Below are 21,742 nucleotides of genomic sequence, written 5' to 3' on the forward strand. Positions count from 1 at the left end.
CGATAACAACACAACGGTGTAGACCGGATAAGGCGCTTGCGCCGTTCTCCGGCAAAATAGCAAATCATGTTACCGCCCCGCAGGGCGGCGACATTACTTAACGCAGCGTGCGCACTGCGATGACTGAATCTGCTGGAAGAAATCGTTGCCTTTATCATCCACCAGAATAAAGGCCGGAAAATCCTCCACTTCAATTTTCCAGATAGCCTCCATACCCAGTTCAGGATATTCCACGCACTCCAGGCGCTTGATACTACCCTGCGCCAGAACGGCTGCCGGGCCGCCGATACTGCCCAGGTAGAAGCCGCCATGTTTCTTACAGGCATCGGTCACCTGCTGGCTGCGGTTGCCTTTCGCCAGCATGATCATACTGCCGCCCTGCGACTGGAGCTGATCAACATAAGAGTCCATCCGTCCTGCGGTAGTCGGCCCAAGCGACCCGGAGGCGTACCCTTCCGGCGTTTTTGCCGGCCCCGCATAATAGATAGGATGATCTTTGATGTACTGCGGCAAACCTTCGCCGCTGTCCATCCGTTCTTTCAGTTTAGCGTGCGCGATGTCGCGGCCCACAATAATTGTGCCGTTCAGCGACAGGCGCGTTGATACCGGATACTGCGACAGTTGTTGCAGTATCTCGCTCATGGGACGGTTAAGATCAACGCGCACCGCCTCGCCCTCTCCCGCCTGGCGCAGCGCCTCTGGAATATATTTACCGGGATTGCGCTCCAGCTTCTCGATCCAGATCCCTTCCCGGTTGATCTTCGCTTTAATGTTTCGATCCGCGGAGCAGGACACGCCCATACCTACCGGACACGATGCCCCGTGGCGCGGCAATCGGATGACACGAATATCGTGAGCGAAATATTTGCCGCCGAACTGCGCGCCCAAGCCAAGATTTTGCGCCTCAAGCAACAATTCTTTTTCCAGCTCAATATCGCGGAAGGCCTGCCCGTGTTCATTGCCTTCGGTTGGTAGCGCATCATAGTATTTTGCCGAGGCCAGCTTAACGGTCTTCAGGTTCGCTTCCGCCGAGGTGCCGCCAATGACAAACGCAATGTGATACGGCGGACAGGCGGCGGTGCCCAGCGTACGCATTTTATCAACGAGATAATTTTTGAGCTTACCCGGCGTCAGAAGCGCTTTTGTCTCCTGATAGAGGTAGGTTTTATTCGCCGATCCGCCGCCTTTAGCGATACAGAGGAATTTATATTCATCGCCATCGACGCTGTAGAGATCGATCTGCGCTGGCAGGTTAGTACCGGTATTGACCTCTTTGTACATATCCAGCGCCGCGTTTTGCGAATAGCGCAGGTTATCTTCGATATAGGTGTTATATACGCCGCGAGCCAGCGCCGCTTCATCACCTCCGCCAGTCCAGACGCGTTGGCCTTTTTTGCCGACAATAATGGCCGTACCGGTATCCTGGCAGGTGGGCAACACGCCCTTGGCCGCGATATCGGAGTTTCGCAGGAATTGCAGCGCGACATATTTGTCGTTTTCACTGGCCTGCGGATCGCGCAGAATATCCGCCACCTGCTGCTGATGCGCGGGACGTAACATAAAAGACGCATCGTGGAAGGCCTGACGCGCCAACAGCGTTAGCGCTTCCGGCGCGACTTTCAGGATCTCTTGTCCTTCGAATTCGGCGACGGAAACATGTTCGCTGGTCAACAAGTAGTACTCGGTATCGTCCTTTTTGAGGGGAAAAGGGTCTTGATAAAAGAAGGGTTTGTTTGACATTGTGCTCTCACTTACCGCTCGGTATGGTTATTCTCTGGGCAGGTGTTCCATTGCCCGACTAAAAGCGAGTAACACTATCCTACACAATTTTTTAACAAAAACTGAGACAAGTACGACTTTTTACGCCCGGAGGTTACTTCATGCGGGTTTCTTGGTTTAATACCTCCCATTGATCTCCACATTGAAACAGGGCTTGATAATGCAAAAACTCATTAACTCAGTGCAAAACTATGCCTGGGGAAGTAAAACTGCGTTAACGGAACTTTATGGCATCGCCAATCCGCAGCAGCAGCCAATGGCTGAACTCTGGATGGGCGCGCATCCCAAAAGCAGCTCGCGAATCACCACCGCCAACGGCGAAACCGTCTCCCTGCGTGACGCCATCGAAAAGAATAAAACCGCCATGCTGGGCGAAGCGGTAGCCAACCGTTTCGGCGAACTGCCGTTTCTGTTTAAAGTACTGTGCGCCGCACAACCGCTCTCTATTCAGGTGCACCCGAATAAACGCAACTCCGAAATCGGTTTCGCGAAAGAAAATGCGGCGGGTATCCCCATGGATGCCGCAGAGCGGAACTATAAAGATCCTAACCATAAACCAGAGCTGGTTTTTGCCCTGACGCCTTTCCTGGCGATGAACGCGTTCCGCGAATTTTCTGACATTGTCTCTTTACTGCAACCTGTCGCCGGCGCGCATTCCGCTATCGCCCACTTTTTGCAGGCGCCGAATGCTGAACGTCTGAGCCAGCTTTTCGCCAGCCTGTTGAATATGCAAGGCGAAGAAAAATCCCGCGCGTTAGCCGTACTCAAAGCGGCGCTTAACAGCCAGCAAGGCGAACCGTGGCAAACGATCCGCGTGATTTCAGAGTATTATCCTGACGACAGCGGGCTTTTCTCTCCTTTGTTGCTGAATGTGGTCAAACTGAATCCCGGCGAGGCGATGTTCCTGTTTGCCGAAACGCCTCATGCTTATCTGCAGGGCGTTGCGCTGGAAGTCATGGCGAACTCCGATAACGTTCTGCGCGCTGGCCTTACGCCAAAATATATCGACATCCCTGAGCTGGTCGCGAACGTGAAGTTCGAACCTAAGCCTGCCGGCAAGTTGCTGACTGCCCCGGTGAAAAGCGGCGCGGAGCTGGACTTCCCAATTCCGGTTGACGATTTTGCTTTTTCACTGCACGACCTGGCGCTTCAGGAGACGAGCATCGGCCAACACAGCGCCGCGATTCTGTTCTGCGTTGAGGGTGAGGCGGTGTTACGTAAAGATGAACAGCGTCTGGTACTGAAGCCGGGTGAATCGGCCTTTATCGGCGCGGATGAGTCTCCGGTTAACGCCAGCGGCACGGGCCGTTTAGCGCGTGTTTATAACAAGCTGTAGCAACGTACTGAATTTTTTAACAACTCTTGCTAAGCTTATAACAGACGTAAAACTCCTCCAGGCGGTTTAATCCGCCTGGTTTCATTTTTATGGACAATTGATATGAAAAAAACACTGGTAGCTGCAGGTGTAGTAATTGCACTTGGCATCGTCTGGACAGGCGGCGCCTGGTATACGGGGAAAAAGCTGGAGAACCATCTTGCAGAAATGGTGACTCAGGCCAATGAACAGCTCAAGCGTACTGCGCCGGAGGCCGGTGTCGAATTAAGTTATCAAAACTACCAGCGTGGCGTGTTCAGTAGCCATCTGCAACTGGTTGTCAAACCGGTTGCCGGCGCAGACACTACCTGGTTGAAACCCGGGCAAAGCATTGTGCTGGACGAGTCCGTTTCACATGGCCCCTTCCCGCTCGCCCAGCTCAAAACGCTCAATCTGATCCCTTCTATGGCGTCGGTAAAAACCACCCTGGTGAATAACGATGCGGCAAAACCCCTCTTTGATATCGCGAAAGGCGACACGCCCTTTGTTATCAATACCCGCATTGGTTATGGCGGCGATACCCGCTCCGATATCTCTCTCAAGCCGTTAAACTACGAGAATGCCGGTGAAAAGGTCGCCTTTAGCGGCGGCGAGCTCCAGCTTAACGCCGATAAAGACGGTAATGTGGTTTCGCTGTCGGGCGAAGCGCAGAGCGGCCTGGTCGATGCCGTTAACGAATATAACCAGAAGGTCCAACTCACCTTTAATAATTTGAAAACCGACGGTACCAGTAAGCTGGCAAGCTTTGGCGAGCGTGTAGGCGACCAAAAGTTAACGCTGGATAAACTGTCCATCGCCATTGAGGGTAAAGAGATGGCGGTGCTGGAAGGGATGGAAATTGCCGGCAAGTCCGATCTCGTCAACGACGGAAAAACCATTAACAGCCAGTTGGATTACTCGCTTAACAGCCTGAAAGTGCAGAATCAGGATTTAGGCAGCGGTAAATTAACGCTGAAAGTCGGTCAAATCGACGGCGAAGCCTGGCACCAGTTTAGTCAGCAATATCATGCGCAAACGCAGGCGCTGTTGAATCAGCCGGACGTGGCGCAGAATCCTGAGCTTTATCAGCAAAAAGTCACTGAAGCGTTCTTTAGCGCTCTCCCCGTGCTGTTAAAAGGCGATCCGGTACTGACCCTGGCGCCGCTTAGCTGGAAAAACGCCAAAGGGGAAACCACGCTGAATCTGTCGCTGTTCCTCAAAGATCCGGCAACCACAACGGCACAACCGCAAACGCTGGCGCAGGAAGTCGACCGCTCCGTGAAATCGCTGGATGCGAAACTGGCAATTCCGATGGACATGGCGGTCGAGTTTATGACGCAGATAGCAAAGCTGGAAGGCTATCAGCAGGATGATGCGGAAAAACTGGCAAAACAGCAGGTTCAGGGGCTGTCCGCAATGGGTCAGATGTTCCGACTGACAACGCTGAAGGATAATACTATCGCCTCCAGTTTGCAGTACGCCAATGGCCAGATCACGCTCAACGGACAAAAAATGCCGTTGGAAGACTTTGTCGGCCTGTTTGGAATGCCAGCGCTTTCCGTACCGGACGTTCCGGCGCTGCCTCAACAATAATCGCCTTGCCGGGTGTCGCGACACTGCACCCGGTCTGCGCCGAACGACGCGCAGCCTCTACTTTTGCGTTACCAGGCGAGCGGCTATCGTTTGACTCCGCACATGGTGCTCGTCGTGAGCAATACGCTGCAATATTCGTTCGGCCAGGGTATAGCCTATTTCTCGCGCCGGCGTACTGGCCCAGATAATCGGCAGGTCGTCGAGGGCGTTCTCCGCCACATCAGCAAACGCCGCCAGCGACACCTGCTGCTCGAAATAACGATCGACACCGCTCTCGCCACTCTGTCGTCCGGCTCTCAGCAGGCCAAACCACGCCCCCATCGCAATGGTTTCGTTGTAACAAACGACAGCGCTAATGGTCGGATTGTATCGCAACAGCGCGGTAATGCTTTCTGCTGCCTGTTTCTGACTGGAAGCGCATTCCACGACCCACTCGCTGTGAAACGGTAGACCGTATTTTAACAACGTCGCGCAATAGCCGCCCACGCGCTCCGCGCGGGTTAAAGATGCGCTTTGTCCTCCCAGCCAGGCGATGCGCTGATGGCCCTGACGAATAAGGTACTCCGTCAGGAGTTGCGCCGCCTGCATGTTGTCAGGCCGAACGGTATCCGCATCATCAAGATAGCTGGCGCGTGACGCAAACACCACCGGAATTCCTTGTGCGTCGGCCTGCGCTCTTCTTCGCCAGCGGTGCTCTCGCTCACGGCGCATATTGCCGCGTATCAGCACGGCGCGCCGTGGCTGGATGCGTTACGCGCCTCGCTGGCGGCTAATATGCGCTATATTGAGCAGGCGCTGAATGGCGCCTTTCCGACGTTGAACTGGCAAGCGCCGCCATCGACCTATCTGGCCTGGATTGATCTCCGTCCACTCGGCATTGACGATCAAAAATTACAGCACACGCTCATTCATCAGGAGAAAGTCGCCATTATGCCCGGCGATACCTATGGCGCAGAAGGCCGGGGATTTGTGCGTCTGAATGCCGGATGCCCTCGCCTGAAACTTGAAAAAGGCGTCAACGGATTGATTAACGCTATCCGCACCGTTCGCTGATACTGTCTACAGGCGGGGGGTTGACCCTTTATCCTGAGAGGCGATAATAGAGACGGCCCCCGTGAGCTGACCGGGGGCGCGTTAAAGAGAATGATACAAAATTTCTCCCGCGCTCTCGCGAAGTTGCAACGTAATGACTCCGTTTTTGCAAAATTTCCAGAGCATTATCAATCTGTAGTATAATGGTGCGCACTTTTATTAAAAATTGAGTGCGCCCATGATTGATATTACGCTTCCTTTGACTGACATCCACCGCCACCTTGATGGCAACATTCGCGCCCAAACAATTCTGGATCTTGGTCGGCAGTTCAACATCGCCCTTCCCGCCCAAACGCTGGAAACGCTGATTCCGCATGTCCAGGTCACCTCAACCGAACCCGATTTAGTGAGCTTTCTCACGAAGCTCGATTGGGGGGTAAAAGTCCTGGCATCGCTTGACGCCTGCCGCCGTGTGGCCTTTGAAAATATTGAAGATGCCGCACGTAACGGCCTGCATTACGTCGAGCTTCGCTTTTCGCCCGGCTATATGGCGATGGCGCATCAGTTACCGATCGCAGGCGTGGTTGAAGCCGTTATCGACGGTGTACGCGACGGCTGTAACACGTTTGGCGTCGAGGCACGACTCATTGGCATTATGAGCCGTACCTTCGGCGAGGCGGCATGTTTACAGGAGCTTGATGCGCTGCTGGCGCACAGAGAGAAAATCACCGCGCTGGATTTAGCCGGTGATGAGCTGGGCTTTCCCGGCAGTCTGTTTTTGTCGCACTTTAATCGGGCGCGCGATGCGGGCTGGCATATTACCGTTCACGCTGGCGAAGCCGCAGGGCCGGAAAGTATCTGGCAGGCGATTCGCGAACTGGGGGCCGAACGTATCGGACATGGCGTAAAAGCTGTCGAAGATCGCGCGTTAATGGATTTTCTTGCACAGCAGCGTATCGGTATTGAATCCTGTCTGACCTCGAATATTCAGACCAGTACCGTCGCATCGCTGGCAGATCATCCGCTCAAAACCTTCCTTGAGCATGGCGTTCTCGCCAGTCTTAATACGGACGATCCGGCTGTTCAGGGCGTAGATATTATCCATGAATATCACGTCGCCGCGCCAGCGGCAGGATTGAGCCGCGAACAGATTCGCCAGGCGCAGATTAACGGTCTGGAAATCGCCTTTCTGAGCGATAGCGAAAAACGTGCGCTGCGCGAAAAAGTGGCCGCGGCGTAAGATTGCTTTATTGACACTAACGCTCTTCTCCGCCTGCGGTTTAATGCTATCCCAGGCGGAGAAATGCGACATCTCAGGCAAGACACAGCGTCGCGCGATGTTTTGCCGATTCCATGCCCAGTTCAATCAACTCCATAATTTGAATCGCCTGACTTGCCGGCACGGGATTTTCACCGTTACCGTTTAACGCATCGCGGATGGCGGCATAATATGCCGGATAGTTACCCGGCAACGTAAGCCAGTTTTCTTCTTTGCGCGTCTCTCCCTCAACCAGGGTCAATACGCCGTCACGCATGTCGTATCCCCAGTCTTCCTGCGGTAAACGCTCGCCGTTTTTTAACCGTTCTTCCTGGGGATCGAGGCCATATTTTACATAGCTACCGCGCGAACCATGAACGATGTATCGCGCGGATTCCGCCGCGGCCAGCATCGTACCGTGCAAAATCACGCGGCGCTGGGGGTAGGATAAAATCGCGTGGAAATAATCTGTAGATTGCGCGCCCGGACGCAGTTGCGCTAAATCCACCGTCATACTGACCGGCAGGCCAAAAAGTTGAATGGCCTGATCCAACAAGTGCGGCGCCAGATCGTACCAGATACCACTTCCTGGCCCGCCTTGCTCGCGCCAGCGGTCGCGCACCTGGGGACGGAAACGATCAAAGTGGGATTCAAACAAGGACACCTCGCCGAGCACGCCATCCGCCAGTAAGGCCTTCAGCGTCAAAAAATCGCTGTCCCAGCGTCGGTTGTGGAAGACGGAAAGTACCCGACCAGTGCTCCGCGCAAGCGCATCCAATTCTCGCGCCTGTGACAGTGTCACGGTAAAGGGTTTATCAACCACCACATGCTTACCGGCTTCCAGCGCAGCTTTCGCCAGCGGGAAATGGGTATCGTTGGGCGTCGGGATCACGATCAGGTCGATATGCGGATCGTTAAATAAATGTCGGGGCTCAGAGACCACGGAAACCGCCGGCCAATCTGCTTTCACTTTTGTTTCATCGCTGCTGGATACCGCCGCAAGCTCTAGCCCTGGCGTTCCCATAATTAAGGGCGCATGAAAGGTTTTACTGGCGTAGCCATAACCGATTAACCCAACGCGGATTTTGTCATTCATCTCACTGCCTCCGGTTTTAGATATCGCTATTCCACACCATCGTGCGATTAGCCGCAATAGCGTCCTGACCATCAACATAGCATCAAATGATTAACTTGTTACAGAACAGAGGCTGAAATCGTTTCCCTCCCTCTTGCCGACCGTTCGCCAGGAAAGTAACATTTACCCCCTGTGTTTATGGATAAATCAAAGCAAATGTCGTCAATAATGAATCGTCTTATTGAATTAACTGGGTGGATAGTTCTCGTTATCTCAGTCATTCTTTTAGGTATTGCCAACCATATTGACAATTACCAACCACCAGAGCCCACGGCTTCCGTCCAGAAGAAGTAAGCGTCAGATAATGTAAAGGCATTTTCGCGTGGTACGGTAAGCGGCGCCCCGGGGGGTGCAAAGAAAAGTCAAAAACCGGCAAAAAAAACGAAATATGTCCTATCTGGTCTGACGTTTATTGCCTGTTGTAGGAAAGCGCGTTAACCTTTCGCCCCAGGCGCCATGTGGCGCCTGACTCTTTACCGGTAAGAATATTCCCTTTTTACCTGCACCCCTGACCTCTCACTGGTGCGGTTTTGTTTATTTTTTATCAGTGACTACTCCGTTGGCATTATATTTAATATGGATCAACTTTATATGACTGTTCAGGATTATCTATTAAAATTCCGCAAAATTAGTTCGCTCGAAAGTCTGGAAAAACTGTTCGACCACCTTAACTATACCCTTACTGATGACATGGACATTGTTAATATGTATCGCGCTGCAGATCACCGCCGTGCCGAACTGGTTTCCGGAGGACGCCTGTTTGATGTAGGTCAGGTTCCGCAATCCGTCTGGCGCTATGTGCAATAAAGAAAGTAGCGTTTAACATCAAAAACCTTATAATATTTGCCCCAAAATGAGCGGCATGACCGTTAATGCGCGTAACCCCGGAGAAGATATGACTACAACACCGCCACAACGAATTGGAGGCTGGCTTCTTGGCCCGTTAGCCTGGCTGTTAGTCGCGTTGTTGAGCGCCTCGCTGGCGTTATTACTCTACGTTATGGCGCTTGCCACACCGCAAACGTTCAAGACGCTTAGCGGACAGGAAACCGGTAATTTACTGCTATGGGGCATTTCATTTATTACCGCTATCGCCATGTGGTACTATACCCTGTGGTTGACAATCGCATTCTTCAAACGCAGACGCTGCGTGCCGAAGCATTACATTATCTGGCTGCTGGTGTCGGTGTTACTGGCGGTTAAAGCATTTGCCTTTTCGCCCGTCTCAGATGCCTTTGCCGTGCGTCAGTTACTCTTCCCACTGTTGGCGACGGCGCTCATTGTGCCTTATCTCAAACGTTCAGCTCGCGTTAAAACAACGTTTGTTAATCCGTAATAACCCTACAGTTAACCTGTTGTCGCCTGTGGTAGTTTGACAGATAATAGGCGGCTTTTTTATTTCAGGCCGAAACATGACTGATTACCTGCTGCTCTTTGTCGGAACTGTACTGGTCAATAACTTTGTACTGGTCAAATTCCTGGGCCTTTGTCCCTTTATGGGCGTATCCAAAAAACTGGAAACCGCCATGGGGATGGGCCTCGCGACGACCTTTGTCATGACGCTGGCGTCGATATGCGCCTGGCTTATCGACACCTGGATACTTATTCCGCTGGATCTGATTTATCTGCGGACGCTGGCCTTTATCCTCGTCATTGCTGTGGTCGTGCAATTTACCGAAATGGTTGTGCGGAAAACCAGCCCGGCGTTATACCGCTTGTTAGGCATCTTCTTACCACTGATTACCACTAACTGTGCGGTTCTGGGCGTAGCGTTACTGAATATTAATCTCGGTCATCACTTTCTTCAGTCGGCGCTGTACGGATTTTCCGCCGCCGTCGGTTTTTCATTAGTGATGGTTCTGTTTGCCGCCATCCGCGAACGCCTTGCCGTGGCGGATGTGCCCGCCCCTTTTCGTGGTAACGCGATAGCATTGATTACCGCAGGATTAATGTCTTTGGCCTTTATGGGCTTTAGTGGTTTGGTGAAGTTGTAATGAATACTATCTGGATTGCCGTTGGCGCCCTGACCCTTCTGGGTCTGGTGTTCGGCGCCATTCTGGGTTATGCCTCCCGCCGATTCGCGGTTGAAGATGATCCGGTTGTTGAAAAAATCGATGCGATTTTGCCGCAGAGTCAGTGTGGTCAGTGCGGCTATCCCGGCTGTCGCCCCTACGCCGAAGCCGTGGGTCTCCAGGGCGAGAAAATCAATCGTTGCGCGCCCGGCGGCGAAGCCGTCATGCTGAAAATGGCAGAGCTGCTAAACGTAGAGCCGCAACCATGCGATGGTGAAGAACAGCAGGCCGCGCCAGTACGTATGCTGGCAGTTATTGATGAAAATAACTGCATTGGCTGCACAAAATGCATTCAGGCCTGCCCGGTTGACGCCATCGTTGGCGCAACGCGCGCCATGCACACGGTCATGAGCGATCTCTGTACTGGCTGTAATCTGTGCGTCGATCCGTGTCCGACGCACTGCATCGAATTACGTCCGGTGAATGAGACGCCCGACAGTTGGAAATGGGATTTGAACACCATTCCCGTTCGCATCATTCCCGTGGAACAACATGCTTAAACTATTTTCCGCTTTCAGAAAAGATAAAATCTGGGATTTCGACGGTGGTATTCATCCGCCCGAAATGAAGACCCAGTCAAACGGCACGCCGCTGCGCCAGGTGCCTTTAGCGCCGCGCTTTGTTATCCCTTTAAAACAGCACATTGGCGCTGAGGGCGAGCTGTGCGTTAGCGTCGGCGATCGCGTGCTACGCGGCCAGGCGCTTACCCGTGGACGTGGGAGAATGCTGCCGGTACACGCGCCCACCTCCGGGACGGTTATCGCTATTGCCCCCCACTCGACGGCGCATCCTTCGGCGCTGGCGGAGTTAAGCGTCATCATTGATGCCGACGGCGAGGACCGCTGGATTGAACGCGAGGGCTGGTCTGATTACCGCACCCACAGCCGTGAAGCGCTCATTGAACGCATTCATCAGTATGGCGTTGCCGGGCTTGGCGGCGCAGGGTTTCCCACCGGCGTTAAATTGCAGGGCGGCGGCGATAAAATCACCACGCTTATTATCAATGCCGCAGAGTGCGAACCTTACATTACGGCGGACGATCGTTTGATGCAGGACTGCGCCGCGCAGATTGTGGAAGGTATTCGCATCCTGGCGCATATTCTGCAACCGCGTGAGGTATTAATCGGCATTGAAGATAACAAACCGCAGGCTATTTCCATGCTGCGCGCCGTACTGGCTGACGCCCACGATATTTCGTTACGTGTGATCCCAACCAAATACCCTTCCGGCGGCGCAAAACAGCTCACCCAAATACTGACGGGAAAACAGGTTCCCCACGGCGGGCGCTCCTCTGATATTGGCGTGCTGATGCAAAACGTCGGTACGGCGTATGCCGTTAAACGCGCCGTGATTGACGGCGAACCGATCACAGAACGCGTCGTCACCTTAACGGGTGAAGCGGTAAGCCGTCCGGGTAACGTCTGGGCGCGGCTCGGCACTCCCGTTCGTCATTTGCTTAACGATGCCGGGTTCTGCCCTTCTGCTGACCAGATGGTCATCATGGGCGGCCCGTTGATGGGATTCACCCTTCCCTGGCTTGACGTACCGGTCGTAAAAATCACTAACTGCCTGCTGGCGCCATCCGTGACTGAAATGGGGGCGCCTCAGGAAGAGAAAAGCTGTATTCGTTGCAGCGCTTGCGCTGACGCCTGCCCTGCCGACCTTTTACCGCAGCAGCTTTATTGGTTCAGCAAAGGGCAGCAGCATGACAAGGCTACCGCTCACCATATTGCTGATTGTATAGAATGCGGCGCCTGCGCCTGGGTCTGCCCCAGTAATATTCCGCTCGTCCAATATTTCCGTCAGGAAAAAGCAGAGATTAATGCGATCAGGCTTGAAGAAAAACGCGCCGCCGAAGCCAAAGCACGTTTTGAGGCTCGTCAGGCAAGACTGGAGCGCGAAAAAGCCGCCCGCCTTGCACGTCATAAGAGCGCAGCGGTACAACCAGCGGCAAAAGATCAGGATGCCATTGCCGCTGCGCTGGCGCGGGTAAAAGAGAAACAGGCGCAGGCCACGCAACCGGTGGTTATTCAGGCAGGTAGTCTGCCAGACAATAGCGCCGTCATCGCGGCCCGTGAAGCGCGTAAAGCGCAAGCGCGCGCTAAACAAGCCGCTCATCCGATGGCTGACAGCGCGATACCCGGCGACGACCCGCGTAAAGCTGCAGTGGAGGCGGCCATCGCCCGCGCCAAAGCCCGCAAGCAGGAGCAGCAGGCCGGAAGCGAACCTGCCGAAGCGGTCGACCCGCGCAAAGCCGCGGTGGAAGCGGCTATCGCCCGCGCCAAAGCCCGCAAGCAGGAGCAGCAGGCCGGAGGCGAACCTGCCGAAGCGGTCGATCCGCGCAAAGCCGCGGTGGAAGCGGCTATCGCCCGCGCCAAAGCCCGTAAGCAGGAGCAGCAGGCCGGAAGCGAACCTGCCGAACCGGTCGATCCGCGTAAAGCCGCGGTGGAAGCGGCTATCGCCCGCGCCAAAGCCCGTAAGCAGGAGCAGCAGGCCGGAAGCGAACCTGCCGAACCGGCCGACCCGCGTAAAGCCGCGGTTGCTGCGGCTATCGCCCGCGTTCAGGCAAAAAAAGCAGCACAGCAGCAGGTTGTTAACGAGGATTAAATGGTATTCAGAATCGCAAGCTCGCCTTATACCCATAACCAGCGCCAGACATCGCGAATCATGTTGCTGGTATTAATCGCCGCTCTGCCGGGGATTGCCGCGCAGACGTGGTTTTTTGGTTGGGGAACGCTTTTCCAGATCGTTCTGGCTGCTATCACGGCGCTCGTCGCAGAAGCCATTGTCCTCAGGCTGCGCAAACAATCGGTCGCCAGTCACCTGCAGGATTATTCCGCGTTATTGACGGGGCTTTTGCTGGCGGTCAGCATTCCTCCGCTTGCGCCCTGGTGGATGGTCGTGCTGGGAACCGGATTCGCCATTATTATCGCTAAACAGTTATATGGCGGGCTGGGACAAAACCCCTTTAATCCGGCCATGATCGGCTACGTGGTGCTATTAATTTCCTTTCCGGTGCAAATGACAAGCTGGTTGCCGCCTTATGAAATAGCCGCAACAACGCCCGATATGCTGGACACGTTGCGGATGATTTTTACCGGGCATACCGCCAGCGGCGGCGATATGACGCTGCTACGTATCGGTATTGACGGTATCAGCCAGGCGACGCCACTGGATACGTTTAAAACGTCCTTGCGCGCCGGGCACTCCGTTGAGCAAATCATGCAGTACCCGATATACAGCGGTGCGCTGGCTGGCGTGGGCTGGCAGTGGGTTAACCTCGCCTGGCTTGTCGGCGGCGTATTCCTGCTGTGGCAAAAAGCCATCCGCTGGCATATCCCGGTCAGTTTTCTGCTGACGCTGGCGCTATGCGCCGCGTTAGGCTGGCTTTTCTCGCCCGCTACGCTGGCCTCGCCGCAGCTTCATCTGCTGTCAGGCGCCACCATGCTGGGCGCATTTTTTATCTTGACGGATCCGGTTACCGCCTCCACGACCAACCGTGGACGTTTAATTTTCGGCGCGCTGGCTGGGGTATTAGTGTGGCTGATTCGTAGCTTCGGCGGCTATCCGGACGGCGTTGCTTTTGCTGTCCTGTTGGCGAATATCACGGTTCCTCTGATCGACTACTACACGCGCCCCCGCGTCTATGGACATCGCAAAGGATAAACCATGCTGAAAACGATTCGTAAACACGGTATTACGCTGGCGCTTTTTGCCGCAGGCTCTACGGGATTGACCGCGGTGATTAATCAGATGACAAAATCAACCATCCACGAACAAGCGCTGCAACAACAACATGCCCTGTTCGATCAGGTATTGCCGCCAGATCGTTACAATAATAATCTGCAAGAGAGCTGTTATCTGGTCGATGCGCCCGCCCTCGGCAAAGGCACACACCGTGTTTTTATCGCTCGCAAGGATGATAAACCCGTAGCGGCCATCATTGAGGCCACCGCGCCAGATGGCTATTCCGGCGCTATCCAGCTTATTGTTGGCGCAGATTTCAACGGTACCGTCCTAGGGACGCGTGTGACGGAACATCATGAGACGCCAGGGTTAGGTGATAAAATTGAGCGCCGTTTGTCTGACTGGATTACCCACTTTAGCGGTAAAACCATCAGCGGTGAAAATGATACGCACTGGGCGGTGAAAAAGGATGGCGGTGATTTTGATCAATTTACCGGGGCGACAATAACGCCGCGCGCCGTGGTGAATGCGGTTAAACGCGCCGGGCTGTACGCCGAATCACTGCCCGCTCAGCTCCCCCATTTAACCGCCTGTGGAGAATAACCATGAGCGAAATAAAAGACATTGTTGTTCAGGGGTTATGGAAAAATAACTCTGCTCTGGTGCAGCTACTTGGCCTGTGCCCTTTACTGGCGGTGACGTCTACGGCAACCAACGCTCTGGGGCTGGGTCTGGCCACAACGCTGGTATTAACGCTGACCAACCTTACGGTGTCCGCACTACGTCGCTGGACGCCGGCAGAAATCCGTATCCCGATTTACGTCATGATCATTGCCTCGGTGGTAAGCGCAGTACAGATGCTGATCAATGCGTATGCGTTCGGTTTGTATCAGTCTTTAGGGATTTTTATTCCTCTGATTGTAACGAACTGCATTGTTGTCGGTCGCGCCGAAGCGTTTGCCGCGAAAAAAGGACCGTGGCTTTCCGCGTTGGACGGTTTTTCCATCGGCATGGGCGCGACAGGCGCGATGTTCGTGCTGGGTTCGCTGCGCGAGATCCTCGGGAATGGTACGCTTTTCGATGGCGCGGATAGCCTGCTGGGAGGCTGGGCAAAAGTATTACGGGTCGAGATATTTCACACCGACTCGCCTTTCCTGCTGGCGATGCTGCCGCCAGGCGCGTTTATCGGTCTGGGACTCATGCTGGCGGTAAAATATCTTATTGATGAAAAAATGAAGAAACGCCGCGCCGAAACCGCGCCTTCCGCTGTTCCGGCAGGTGAAACAGGGAAAGTCTGATGAACAAAGCAAAAAGGCTGGAAATTCTGACGCGCCTGCGCGACAACAATCCGCACCCCACAACGGAACTCAATTTCACGTCGCCGTTTGAGTTGCTGATTGCCGTGTTGCTTTCCGCGCAGGCAACCGACGTCAGCGTGAACAAGGCTACCGCCAAACTTTACCCGGTCGCCAATACGCCAGCCGCGATGCTGGAACTGGGCGTAGAAGGCGTGAAATCCTATATCAAAACCATCGGTTTATTTAACAGTAAAGCGGAAAACGTGATTAAGACCTGCCGTATTTTACTGGACAAGCATAATGGCGAAGTGCCGGAGGATCGGGCGGCGCTGGAAGCGCTTCCCGGCGTGGGGCGTAAAACCGCTAACGTAGTACTAAATACCGCCTTCGGCTGGCCGACCATCGCCGTTGATACGCATATATTTCGTGTATGCAACCGAACACAGTTCGCGCCGGGTAAAAATGTCGAGCAGGTAGAAGAGAAGTTGCTGAAAGTGGTGCCGAATGAGTTCAAAGTGGACTGCCATCACTGGTTAATTTTGCATGGCCGCTATACCTGTATCGCCCGAAAACCCCGCTGCGGCTCCTGCCTCATTGAAGATCTTTGCGAATACAAAGAAAAAGTCGATATTTGATATGGTCGGAGTGCGTCCGTCACGCCAGCGCGCTCCCACCTTCGGCCTGGATCTATTTTAGCCATCAATCATTCCAGTCTCTGTCCTTTTTCTGATGTAATGTGCTTTCGTTTTCACTCCACGTCAGGTTAATCATTTTTTTAATCGCAAAAAATTCTATCTATCCGTGATCAGGATCACTTTGATAACTTCATGTAAAATTTAATGACACCTAAGGTTACATTTACAACCGGATAGACTGACGCCCCGTTTTCACTACAAAACATTACTCTGCCATTTTTTCAGATAATGGCCTATATCACTGCCTTTCACCTTAAATAGCAGAAGATATCGCCTTTCACCCAAACTAATGGCCTTTTTGCAGTGTAAAAATCTGCCATTCTTCAAATGAAGAAATTTAACGCTGGATAACATTTCTGACATCGGACGATTCAACCAGAAGAGTTATATGTAACAGATTATTACAAAGCTCTTGTCTGGAGAGGAAAGATAGTGAACATTACCTGCCGTTTCCCCTCCAATATAACAATCGGACGGATGAGTCTGACTCATCACGCGCCAGACAATCCCTGTTAATACGGGGCGTAAAAAAGAGGTAAAAGTGTCTACTGCAAACAAAAAACCAACTGAAAGCGTCAGTTTGAACGCTTTCAAACAACCGAAGGCGTTCTATCTCATCTTCTCGATAGAGTTATGGGAGCGTTTTGGTTATTACGGCCTGCAAGGCATTATGGCCGTCTACCTGGTAAAACAACTGGGTATGTCAGAAGCGGATTCCATCACCCTTTTCTCTTCCTTCAGTGCGCTGGTGTACGGCCTGGTCGCCATTGGCGGTTGGTTAGGTGATAAAATTCTGGGCACCAAACGCGTTATTATGCTGGGTGCCGTGGTGCTGGCTATCGGTTATGCGCTGGTCGCATGGTCTGGTCATGACGCTGGCATCGTCTATATGGGCATGGCGGCTATCGCTGTGGGTAACGGTCTGTTTAAAGCTAACCCGTCTTCCCTGCTGTCTACCTGTTACGCGAAGGACGATCCGCGTCTCGACGGCGCATTTACGATGTATTATATGTCCGTCAACATCGGCTCCTTCTTCTCTATGCTGGCGACGCCGTGGCTGGCGGCGCGTTATGGCTGGAGCACCGCGTTTGCGCTTAGCGTCGTCGGTATGCTGATAACCGTCGTTAACTTTGCTTTCTGCCAGCGCTGGGTGAAAAGCTACGGTTCCAAACCCGACTTTGAACCGATCAACTTCCGTAATCTGCTGCTGACAATCGTCGGTATTGTCGTTCTGATTGCGGTCGCCACCTGGCTGCTGCACAACCAGGATATCGCGCGTATGGTGCTGGGCGTAATCGCTCTTGGCATCGTCATTATCTTCGGTAAAGAAGCGTTTTCCATGCACGGCGCGGCTCGCCGTAAAATGATCGTCGCCTTTATTTTGATGCTGCAGGCGATTATCTTCTTCGTACTGTACAGCCAGATGCCGACGTCGCTGAACTTCTTTGCCATTCGTAACGTCGAGCACTCTATTCTCGGTATCGCGTTCGAACCGGAACAGTATCAGGCGCTGAACCCATTCTGGATCATTATCGGCAGCCCGATTCTGGCCGCTATCTATAACAGGATGGGCGATACGCTGCCGATGCCGATGAAATTCGCCATTGGTATGGTGCTGTGTTCCGGCGCGTTCCTGATTCTGCCGCTGGGCGCCAAATTTGCGAACGATGCCGGCATCGTATCCGTAAACTGGCTGATCGCAAGCTACGGCCTGCAAAGTATCGGTGAGCTGATGATCTCCGGTCTGGGACTGGCAATGGTCGCACAGTTGGTTCCGCAGCGTCTGATGGGTTTCATCATGGGTAGCTGGTTCCTGACAACGGCAGGCGCTAACATCATCGGCGGTTATGTCGCCAACCTGATGGCTGTGCCGAGCGACGTGACTGACCCACTGATGTCCCTGGAAGTCTATGGTCGCGTATTTATGCAGATTGGCATAGCAACCGCCGTTATCGCCGTCCTGATGCTGCTGACAGCGCCTAAGCTGAACCGTATGACCCAGGACGATGATACCGCTGAAAAAGGCTCTAAAGCCGCTACAGTTTAATTTTCCGGGAAACAACATTCAGGCCGCTAACTGTGCGTTAGCGGCTTTTTTTTTGCTCGTCCCCGCACTACCATACTTTAAACCTCAGCAAAAAGGAGTTACCGATGAAACTGTTCTACAAACCGGGTGCCTGCTCTCTTGCTTCCCATATTACCCTGCGCGAAATTGGCAAAGACTTTACGCTTGATGGCGTCGATCTCGCAAAAAAACGCCTGGAAAACGGTGATGATTACCTGGCAGTCAACCCTAAAGGACAGGTTCCGGCTCTGCTGCTGGATGACGGCACACTGTTGACTGAAGGCGTCGCCATTATGCAGTACCTCGCCGACAACGTTCCCGACCGCCAGCTTCTGGCGCCGGTAAGTAGTCTTGCTCGCTATCATACACTGGAATGGCTCAACTATATTGCAACGGAACTGCATAAAGGCTTTACCCCGCTGTTCCGCCCTGACACGCCGGAAACACTCAAACCCGCCGTTCGCGCCGGTCTGGAAAAGAAATTGCAGTATGTGGATGAGTCGCTTTCAGACGACCAGTGGATTTGCGGCCAGCGTTTTACCATTGCAGACGCTTATCTGTTTACCGTATTGCGTTGGGCCTATGGCGTAAAACTGAATATGGACGGGTTAACGCATATTGAAAGTTATATGCAGCGTGTCGCAAAAAGACCGACCGTTGCGGCAGCGCTTAAAGCGGAAGGACTGAATTAATGTCATGTTGCCGGATAGCTCGCTGTACCGCCATCCGGCCTCTTTTTAGCAGCAATAATTACAGCCGCGTTGCGCTGAAGTAATGTTCAGGGTTAGCGATCCTGTCCTGGGCCGCCACGACCTGCAGTTCGTACTCCTGCATCGTTTTGGTGGCGATCATAATCTCATAGACTGCCGCCGTAACGTGCTCCAGCGCCTGCTGCAACGTCGCGCCCTGCAAAAGTTTGACCAGCAATAAACCACTGGTGACATCGCCAACGCCAACCGGCTGACGTGAGCCGAAATCCACCAGCGGACGGCTAATATGCCAGGCTTCCTGCGCTGTCACCAGCAGCATTTCAAAGCGTTCTGAACTGTAACCGGCGCGGGCGAGATGTTTTACCAGTACAATTTCTGGCCCCTGAGCAATCAGTTCGCGCGCCGCCTGCACGGCGTCATCCACACTATTCACGCTATGTTTGCTGAGAATTTCCAGTTCAATCAGGTTAGGCGCGATAATATCGCTGGCGGGTAGCGCATAACGCACATGGAACTCTGCGACGCCAGGCGCCACGATACAGCCCTTTTCCGGATGCCCCATCACGGGATCGCAGAAATATTTTGCCTGCGGATTTGCCGCTTTAACCTGGCGCACAATACCGAGAATGTGTTCTCCCTGCTCGGCAGATCCCAGGTAACCGCTAAGTACGGCGTCGCAGTGCGCTAACTGGCCAATGTCCGCAATCCCCTGGACAATCTCAGTCAGATGGCTGGGCGGCATGACACAGCCGGTCCATTTACCATATTGCGTGTGGTTAGAAAACTGAACGGTATTCAGCGGCCAAACATTCGCGCCAAGACGGCGCATGGGAAATTCGGCGGCGCTGTTGCCCGCATGTCCGAAAACAACATGGGACTGGATAGCGAGGATATTCTTCATTTTTTTACCTGAACATCAAAAATAAGGGAGTGATTTCTCACTCCCTGTTACTTAATGCCTTATTTCCAGCAAATCAGACAATAGTTCTTTTTGCCGCGACGTAATAAGGTATAGCGGCCAAACAGACGGTCCTCATCGTTAAAGATGTATTCAGGATCGGATTGTTTTTCACCATTGATAGTGACAGCGTTGGAGGCGATAGTCTTACGCGCCTGACCACGCGACGGCTGGAGTTCGGCGTCTACCAGCGCCTGCATCAGGTCGGCGCCTTTTTCCATTTCAACCATCGGTACGCCGTCCTGCGCCAACTGCTCAAAGTCAGCTTCGCTCAGCGCGCTCAGTGAACCGCTGAACAGACATTCAGTGATCCGTTTCGCCGCGACCAGCCCCTCTTCACCATGAACCAGGCGCGTCACCTGCTCGGCCAGCACATACTGCGCGCGCGGCGCTTTACCGCTGTTTTTATCTTCTTCTTCCAGGGCATTGATCTCTTCAATGTCCATAAAAGTGAAGAATTTCAGGAAGCGATAAACATCGGCATCTGCGGTGTTAATCCAGAACTGGTAGAATTTGTACGGACTGGTTTTCTTCGGATCCAGCCAGACAGCGCCGCCTTCGGTTTTACCGAATTTCGTGCCGTCAGCTTTGGTGATCAGTGGAACGGTCAAACCAAATACCTGATTCTGGTGCAGGCGACGGGTCAGGTCGATACCGGAAGTGATGTTCCCCCACTGGTCAGAACCGCCAATCTGTAAGGCAACGCCGTGCAGTTTATTCAGACAAGCGAAGTCGTACCCCTGTAGCAGGTTATAAGAGAACTCCGTGAAAGAGATACCCTGATCGTCACGGTTCAGACGCTGCTTCACCGCTTCTTTGTTGATCATCTGATTAACGGAAAAATGTTTACCGATATCGCGCAGGAAAGTCAGCACATTCATGCTGCCGAACCAGTCATAGTTATTGGCCGCGATGGCGGAGTTTTCGCCGCAATCAAAGTCCAGGAATGGGGCAACCTGTTTACGAATTTTCGCCACCCACTCCTGAACGGTCTCTTCAGTGTTCAGTTTACGCTCGGCGGCTTTGAAGCTCGGGTCGCCAATCAGACCGGTCGCGCCGCCTACCAGCGCAACAGGTTTGTGCCCTGCCTGCTGGAAGCGTTTCAGGCATAACAATGGAACCAGATGCCCCAAATGCAAGCTGTCAGCGGTAGGATCGAAGCCGCAATAGAGCGCGATCGGGCCTTGCGCCAGTCGCTCTGCCAACGCGTCTTCGTCCGTCACCTGGGCTACCAGCCCCCGCTCTTGCAATTGTTTAATCAAGTTACTGCTTGCCATCAAAATCTCCATGTATAAAACGACTGCACCTTTGCCGGTACACGACTTTTCGCCAGACGCGAAAGAGACATAGCATAAAACGGCGGATTCATCCGCACCAGTGCTTAAAACAAGATTTTTGCATCTTTAGGGCGCAAGACGGTCGATTTTCCACGCGCCGTCGTCGCGTTGGTATAAAAAGCGATCGTGCAGACGATGTTCGCCGCCCTGCCAGAACTCCATCTGTTCGATACTCACGCGAAAACCACCCCAGAAGCTGGGTAACGGCACTTCGCCCTGTTGAAACTTCTGTTTGAGCTCCAAGAATTTGCTTTCGAGGATACCGCGCGCGGAAATGCGGCTGGATTGTTTAGAGACCCATGCGCCGATCTGGCTGTCGCGCGGACGGCTGTGGAAATACCTCACCACCTCAAGTGTGGAGAGACGCTCGGCTTTGCCTGTCACCATCACCTGGCGTTCAAGCATATGCCAGGGAAATAACAGGCTAATACGCGGATTGTGCTCAATTTGATGCGCCTTGCGGCTTCCCAGGTTGGTATAAAAGACCAGGCCTTTTTCATCATAATGCTTGAGCAATACAATACGCTGGTACGGTTGCCCCTTGTCATCTACGGTCGCCACGACCATTGCCGTCGGATCGGCCAGTCTGGCGTCGCACGCTTGCCCAAGCCAGCGCTCAAATAAGGTTAACGGTTCAGCGGGTAAATCGCGGCGACGCAAGCCGCCTTTCGTGTATTCACGGCGCAGATGCGCGATCTGCTGCAATTGGTCGTTATCAGACATGGCGTTGATCAGAAATAATCAGTGGGTGGCGCTATTGTGCGCCCCC

General features: G+C 53.4%; 20 protein-coding genes and 2 pseudogenes. 16 read left to right on the forward strand and 6 right to left on the reverse strand.

Translation table 11 applies throughout. The features are described from left to right. Window positions 1-93: 93 nt before the first annotated feature. Window positions 94-1,740: a class I fumarate hydratase gene (fumB, locus tag ACLJR2_RS07240; protein ID WP_000066611.1), complete on the reverse strand. Its 1,647-nt coding sequence runs from the start codon at window positions 1,738-1,740 to the stop codon at window positions 94-96. A 199-nt stretch (window positions 1,741-1,939) separates the two neighbouring features. Here fumB and manA point away from each other — a divergent pair, with 199 nt between their 5' ends. After that, window positions 1,940-3,115: a mannose-6-phosphate isomerase gene (gene manA / locus ACLJR2_RS07245; RefSeq protein ID WP_001170624.1), complete on the forward strand. Its 1,176-nt coding sequence runs from the start codon at window positions 1,940-1,942 to the stop codon at window positions 3,113-3,115. A gap of 102 nt (window positions 3,116-3,217) precedes the next feature. Next, complete coding sequence (locus tag ACLJR2_RS07250) at window positions 3,218-4,726, forward strand: YdgA family protein (protein WP_000753336.1); 1,509 nt, start codon at window positions 3,218-3,220, stop codon at window positions 4,724-4,726. A 57-nt stretch (window positions 4,727-4,783) separates the two neighbouring features. Here ACLJR2_RS07250 and malI read toward each other — a convergent pair. Continuing rightward, window positions 4,784-5,386, reverse strand: a pseudogene (gene malI, locus ACLJR2_RS07255) (Mal regulon transcriptional regulator MalI); the annotation flags it as partial. Between the two features lie 18 nt (window positions 5,387-5,404). Between malI and ACLJR2_RS07260 the strand changes: the two are divergent. Next, a pseudogene (locus ACLJR2_RS07260) lies at window positions 5,405-5,779 on the forward strand (aminotransferase class I/II-fold pyridoxal phosphate-dependent enzyme); the annotation flags it as partial. A gap of 217 nt (window positions 5,780-5,996) precedes the next feature. Next, window positions 5,997-6,998: an adenosine deaminase gene (add, locus tag ACLJR2_RS07265; protein ID WP_000565566.1), complete on the forward strand. Its 1,002-nt coding sequence runs from the start codon at window positions 5,997-5,999 to the stop codon at window positions 6,996-6,998. A 73-nt stretch (window positions 6,999-7,071) separates the two neighbouring features. On the opposite strand, the gene ACLJR2_RS07270 is transcribed toward add, so the two are convergent. Then, window positions 7,072-8,112 (reverse strand): oxidoreductase, encoded by a 1,041-nt coding sequence (locus ACLJR2_RS07270; protein ID WP_000998242.1) that lies wholly within the window; start codon window positions 8,110-8,112, stop codon window positions 7,072-7,074. A gap of 207 nt (window positions 8,113-8,319) precedes the next feature. On the opposite strand from ACLJR2_RS07270, the gene blr reads away from it, so the two are divergent. The 12 genes from blr to gstA all read left to right on the forward strand — a co-directional run bounded on the left by blr (window position 8,320) and on the right by gstA (window position 18,660). Continuing rightward, window positions 8,320-8,445 (forward strand): division septum protein Blr, encoded by a 126-nt coding sequence (gene blr, locus ACLJR2_RS07275; RefSeq protein WP_001708800.1) that lies wholly within the window; start codon window positions 8,320-8,322, stop codon window positions 8,443-8,445. A gap of 297 nt (window positions 8,446-8,742) precedes the next feature. After that, complete coding sequence (ydgT, locus tag ACLJR2_RS07280; protein ID WP_000217946.1) at window positions 8,743-8,958, forward strand: transcription modulator YdgT; 216 nt, start codon at window positions 8,743-8,745, stop codon at window positions 8,956-8,958. An 88-nt stretch (window positions 8,959-9,046) separates the two neighbouring features. Further along, a complete protein-coding gene (locus ACLJR2_RS07285) occupies window positions 9,047-9,487 on the forward strand; it encodes a DUF2569 domain-containing protein (RefSeq protein WP_000214061.1) in 441 nt (146 codons plus the stop codon). 76 nt (window positions 9,488-9,563) lie between these two features. Then, window positions 9,564-10,145, forward strand: a complete 582-nt coding sequence (rsxA, locus tag ACLJR2_RS07290; RefSeq protein WP_000133179.1) for an electron transport complex subunit RsxA — start codon at window positions 9,564-9,566, stop codon at window positions 10,143-10,145. Then, complete coding sequence (gene rsxB, locus ACLJR2_RS07295; RefSeq protein WP_001092600.1) at window positions 10,145-10,723, forward strand: electron transport complex subunit RsxB; 579 nt, start codon at window positions 10,145-10,147, stop codon at window positions 10,721-10,723. The genes rsxA and rsxB overlap by 1 nt, the downstream gene beginning before the upstream one ends. After that, window positions 10,716-12,830 (forward strand): electron transport complex subunit RsxC, encoded by a 2,115-nt coding sequence (gene rsxC / locus ACLJR2_RS07300; RefSeq protein WP_001534127.1) that lies wholly within the window; start codon window positions 10,716-10,718, stop codon window positions 12,828-12,830. Before rsxB ends, rsxC begins: the two co-directional genes overlap by 8 nt. Beyond that, window positions 12,831-13,889 (forward strand): electron transport complex subunit RsxD, encoded by a 1,059-nt coding sequence (gene rsxD, locus ACLJR2_RS07305; RefSeq protein ID WP_000231891.1) that lies wholly within the window; start codon window positions 12,831-12,833, stop codon window positions 13,887-13,889. It begins immediately after the preceding gene. Window positions 13,890-13,892: 3 nt separating this feature from the next. After that, on the forward strand, window positions 13,893-14,513 hold the full coding sequence (gene rsxG / locus ACLJR2_RS07310) for an electron transport complex subunit RsxG (RefSeq protein ID WP_000920822.1): 621 nt from the start codon (window positions 13,893-13,895) through the stop codon (window positions 14,511-14,513). Window positions 14,514-14,515: 2 nt separating this feature from the next. Next, on the forward strand, window positions 14,516-15,208 hold the full coding sequence (locus tag ACLJR2_RS07315) for an electron transport complex subunit E (RefSeq protein WP_001289628.1): 693 nt from the start codon (window positions 14,516-14,518) through the stop codon (window positions 15,206-15,208). Further along, a complete protein-coding gene (nth, locus tag ACLJR2_RS07320; RefSeq protein WP_001030318.1) occupies window positions 15,208-15,843 on the forward strand; it encodes an endonuclease III in 636 nt (211 codons plus the stop codon). Before ACLJR2_RS07315 ends, nth begins: the two co-directional genes overlap by 1 nt. 601 nt (window positions 15,844-16,444) lie before the next feature. After that, window positions 16,445-17,950, forward strand: a complete 1,506-nt coding sequence (gene dtpA, locus ACLJR2_RS07325) for a dipeptide/tripeptide permease DtpA (protein WP_000100911.1) — start codon at window positions 16,445-16,447, stop codon at window positions 17,948-17,950. Between the two features lie 104 nt (window positions 17,951-18,054). Next, window positions 18,055-18,660 (forward strand): glutathione transferase GstA, encoded by a 606-nt coding sequence (gene gstA, locus ACLJR2_RS07330; RefSeq protein ID WP_000765716.1) that lies wholly within the window; start codon window positions 18,055-18,057, stop codon window positions 18,658-18,660. Between the two features lie 58 nt (window positions 18,661-18,718). On the opposite strand, the gene pdxY is transcribed toward gstA, so the two are convergent. From pdxY to pdxH, 3 genes are all read right to left on the reverse strand, one after another. Continuing rightward, the gene (gene pdxY, locus ACLJR2_RS07335; protein WP_000789740.1) at window positions 18,719-19,579 is read right to left on the reverse strand and encodes a pyridoxal kinase PdxY; all 861 of its coding nucleotides are present in this window, start codon (window positions 19,577-19,579) and stop codon (window positions 18,719-18,721) included. Between the two features lie 59 nt (window positions 19,580-19,638). Continuing rightward, window positions 19,639-20,913: a tyrosine--tRNA ligase gene (gene tyrS, locus ACLJR2_RS07340; RefSeq protein WP_000168626.1), complete on the reverse strand. Its 1,275-nt coding sequence runs from the start codon at window positions 20,911-20,913 to the stop codon at window positions 19,639-19,641. Between the two features lie 126 nt (window positions 20,914-21,039). Then, on the reverse strand, window positions 21,040-21,696 hold the full coding sequence (gene pdxH, locus ACLJR2_RS07345) for a pyridoxamine 5'-phosphate oxidase (RefSeq protein WP_001282334.1): 657 nt from the start codon (window positions 21,694-21,696) through the stop codon (window positions 21,040-21,042). Window positions 21,697-21,742 lie beyond the last annotated feature (46 nt).

This window comes from Salmonella sp. SAL03688 (assembly GCF_046551895.1).
Classification (GTDB): domain Bacteria; phylum Pseudomonadota; class Gammaproteobacteria; order Enterobacterales; family Enterobacteriaceae; genus Salmonella; species Salmonella enterica.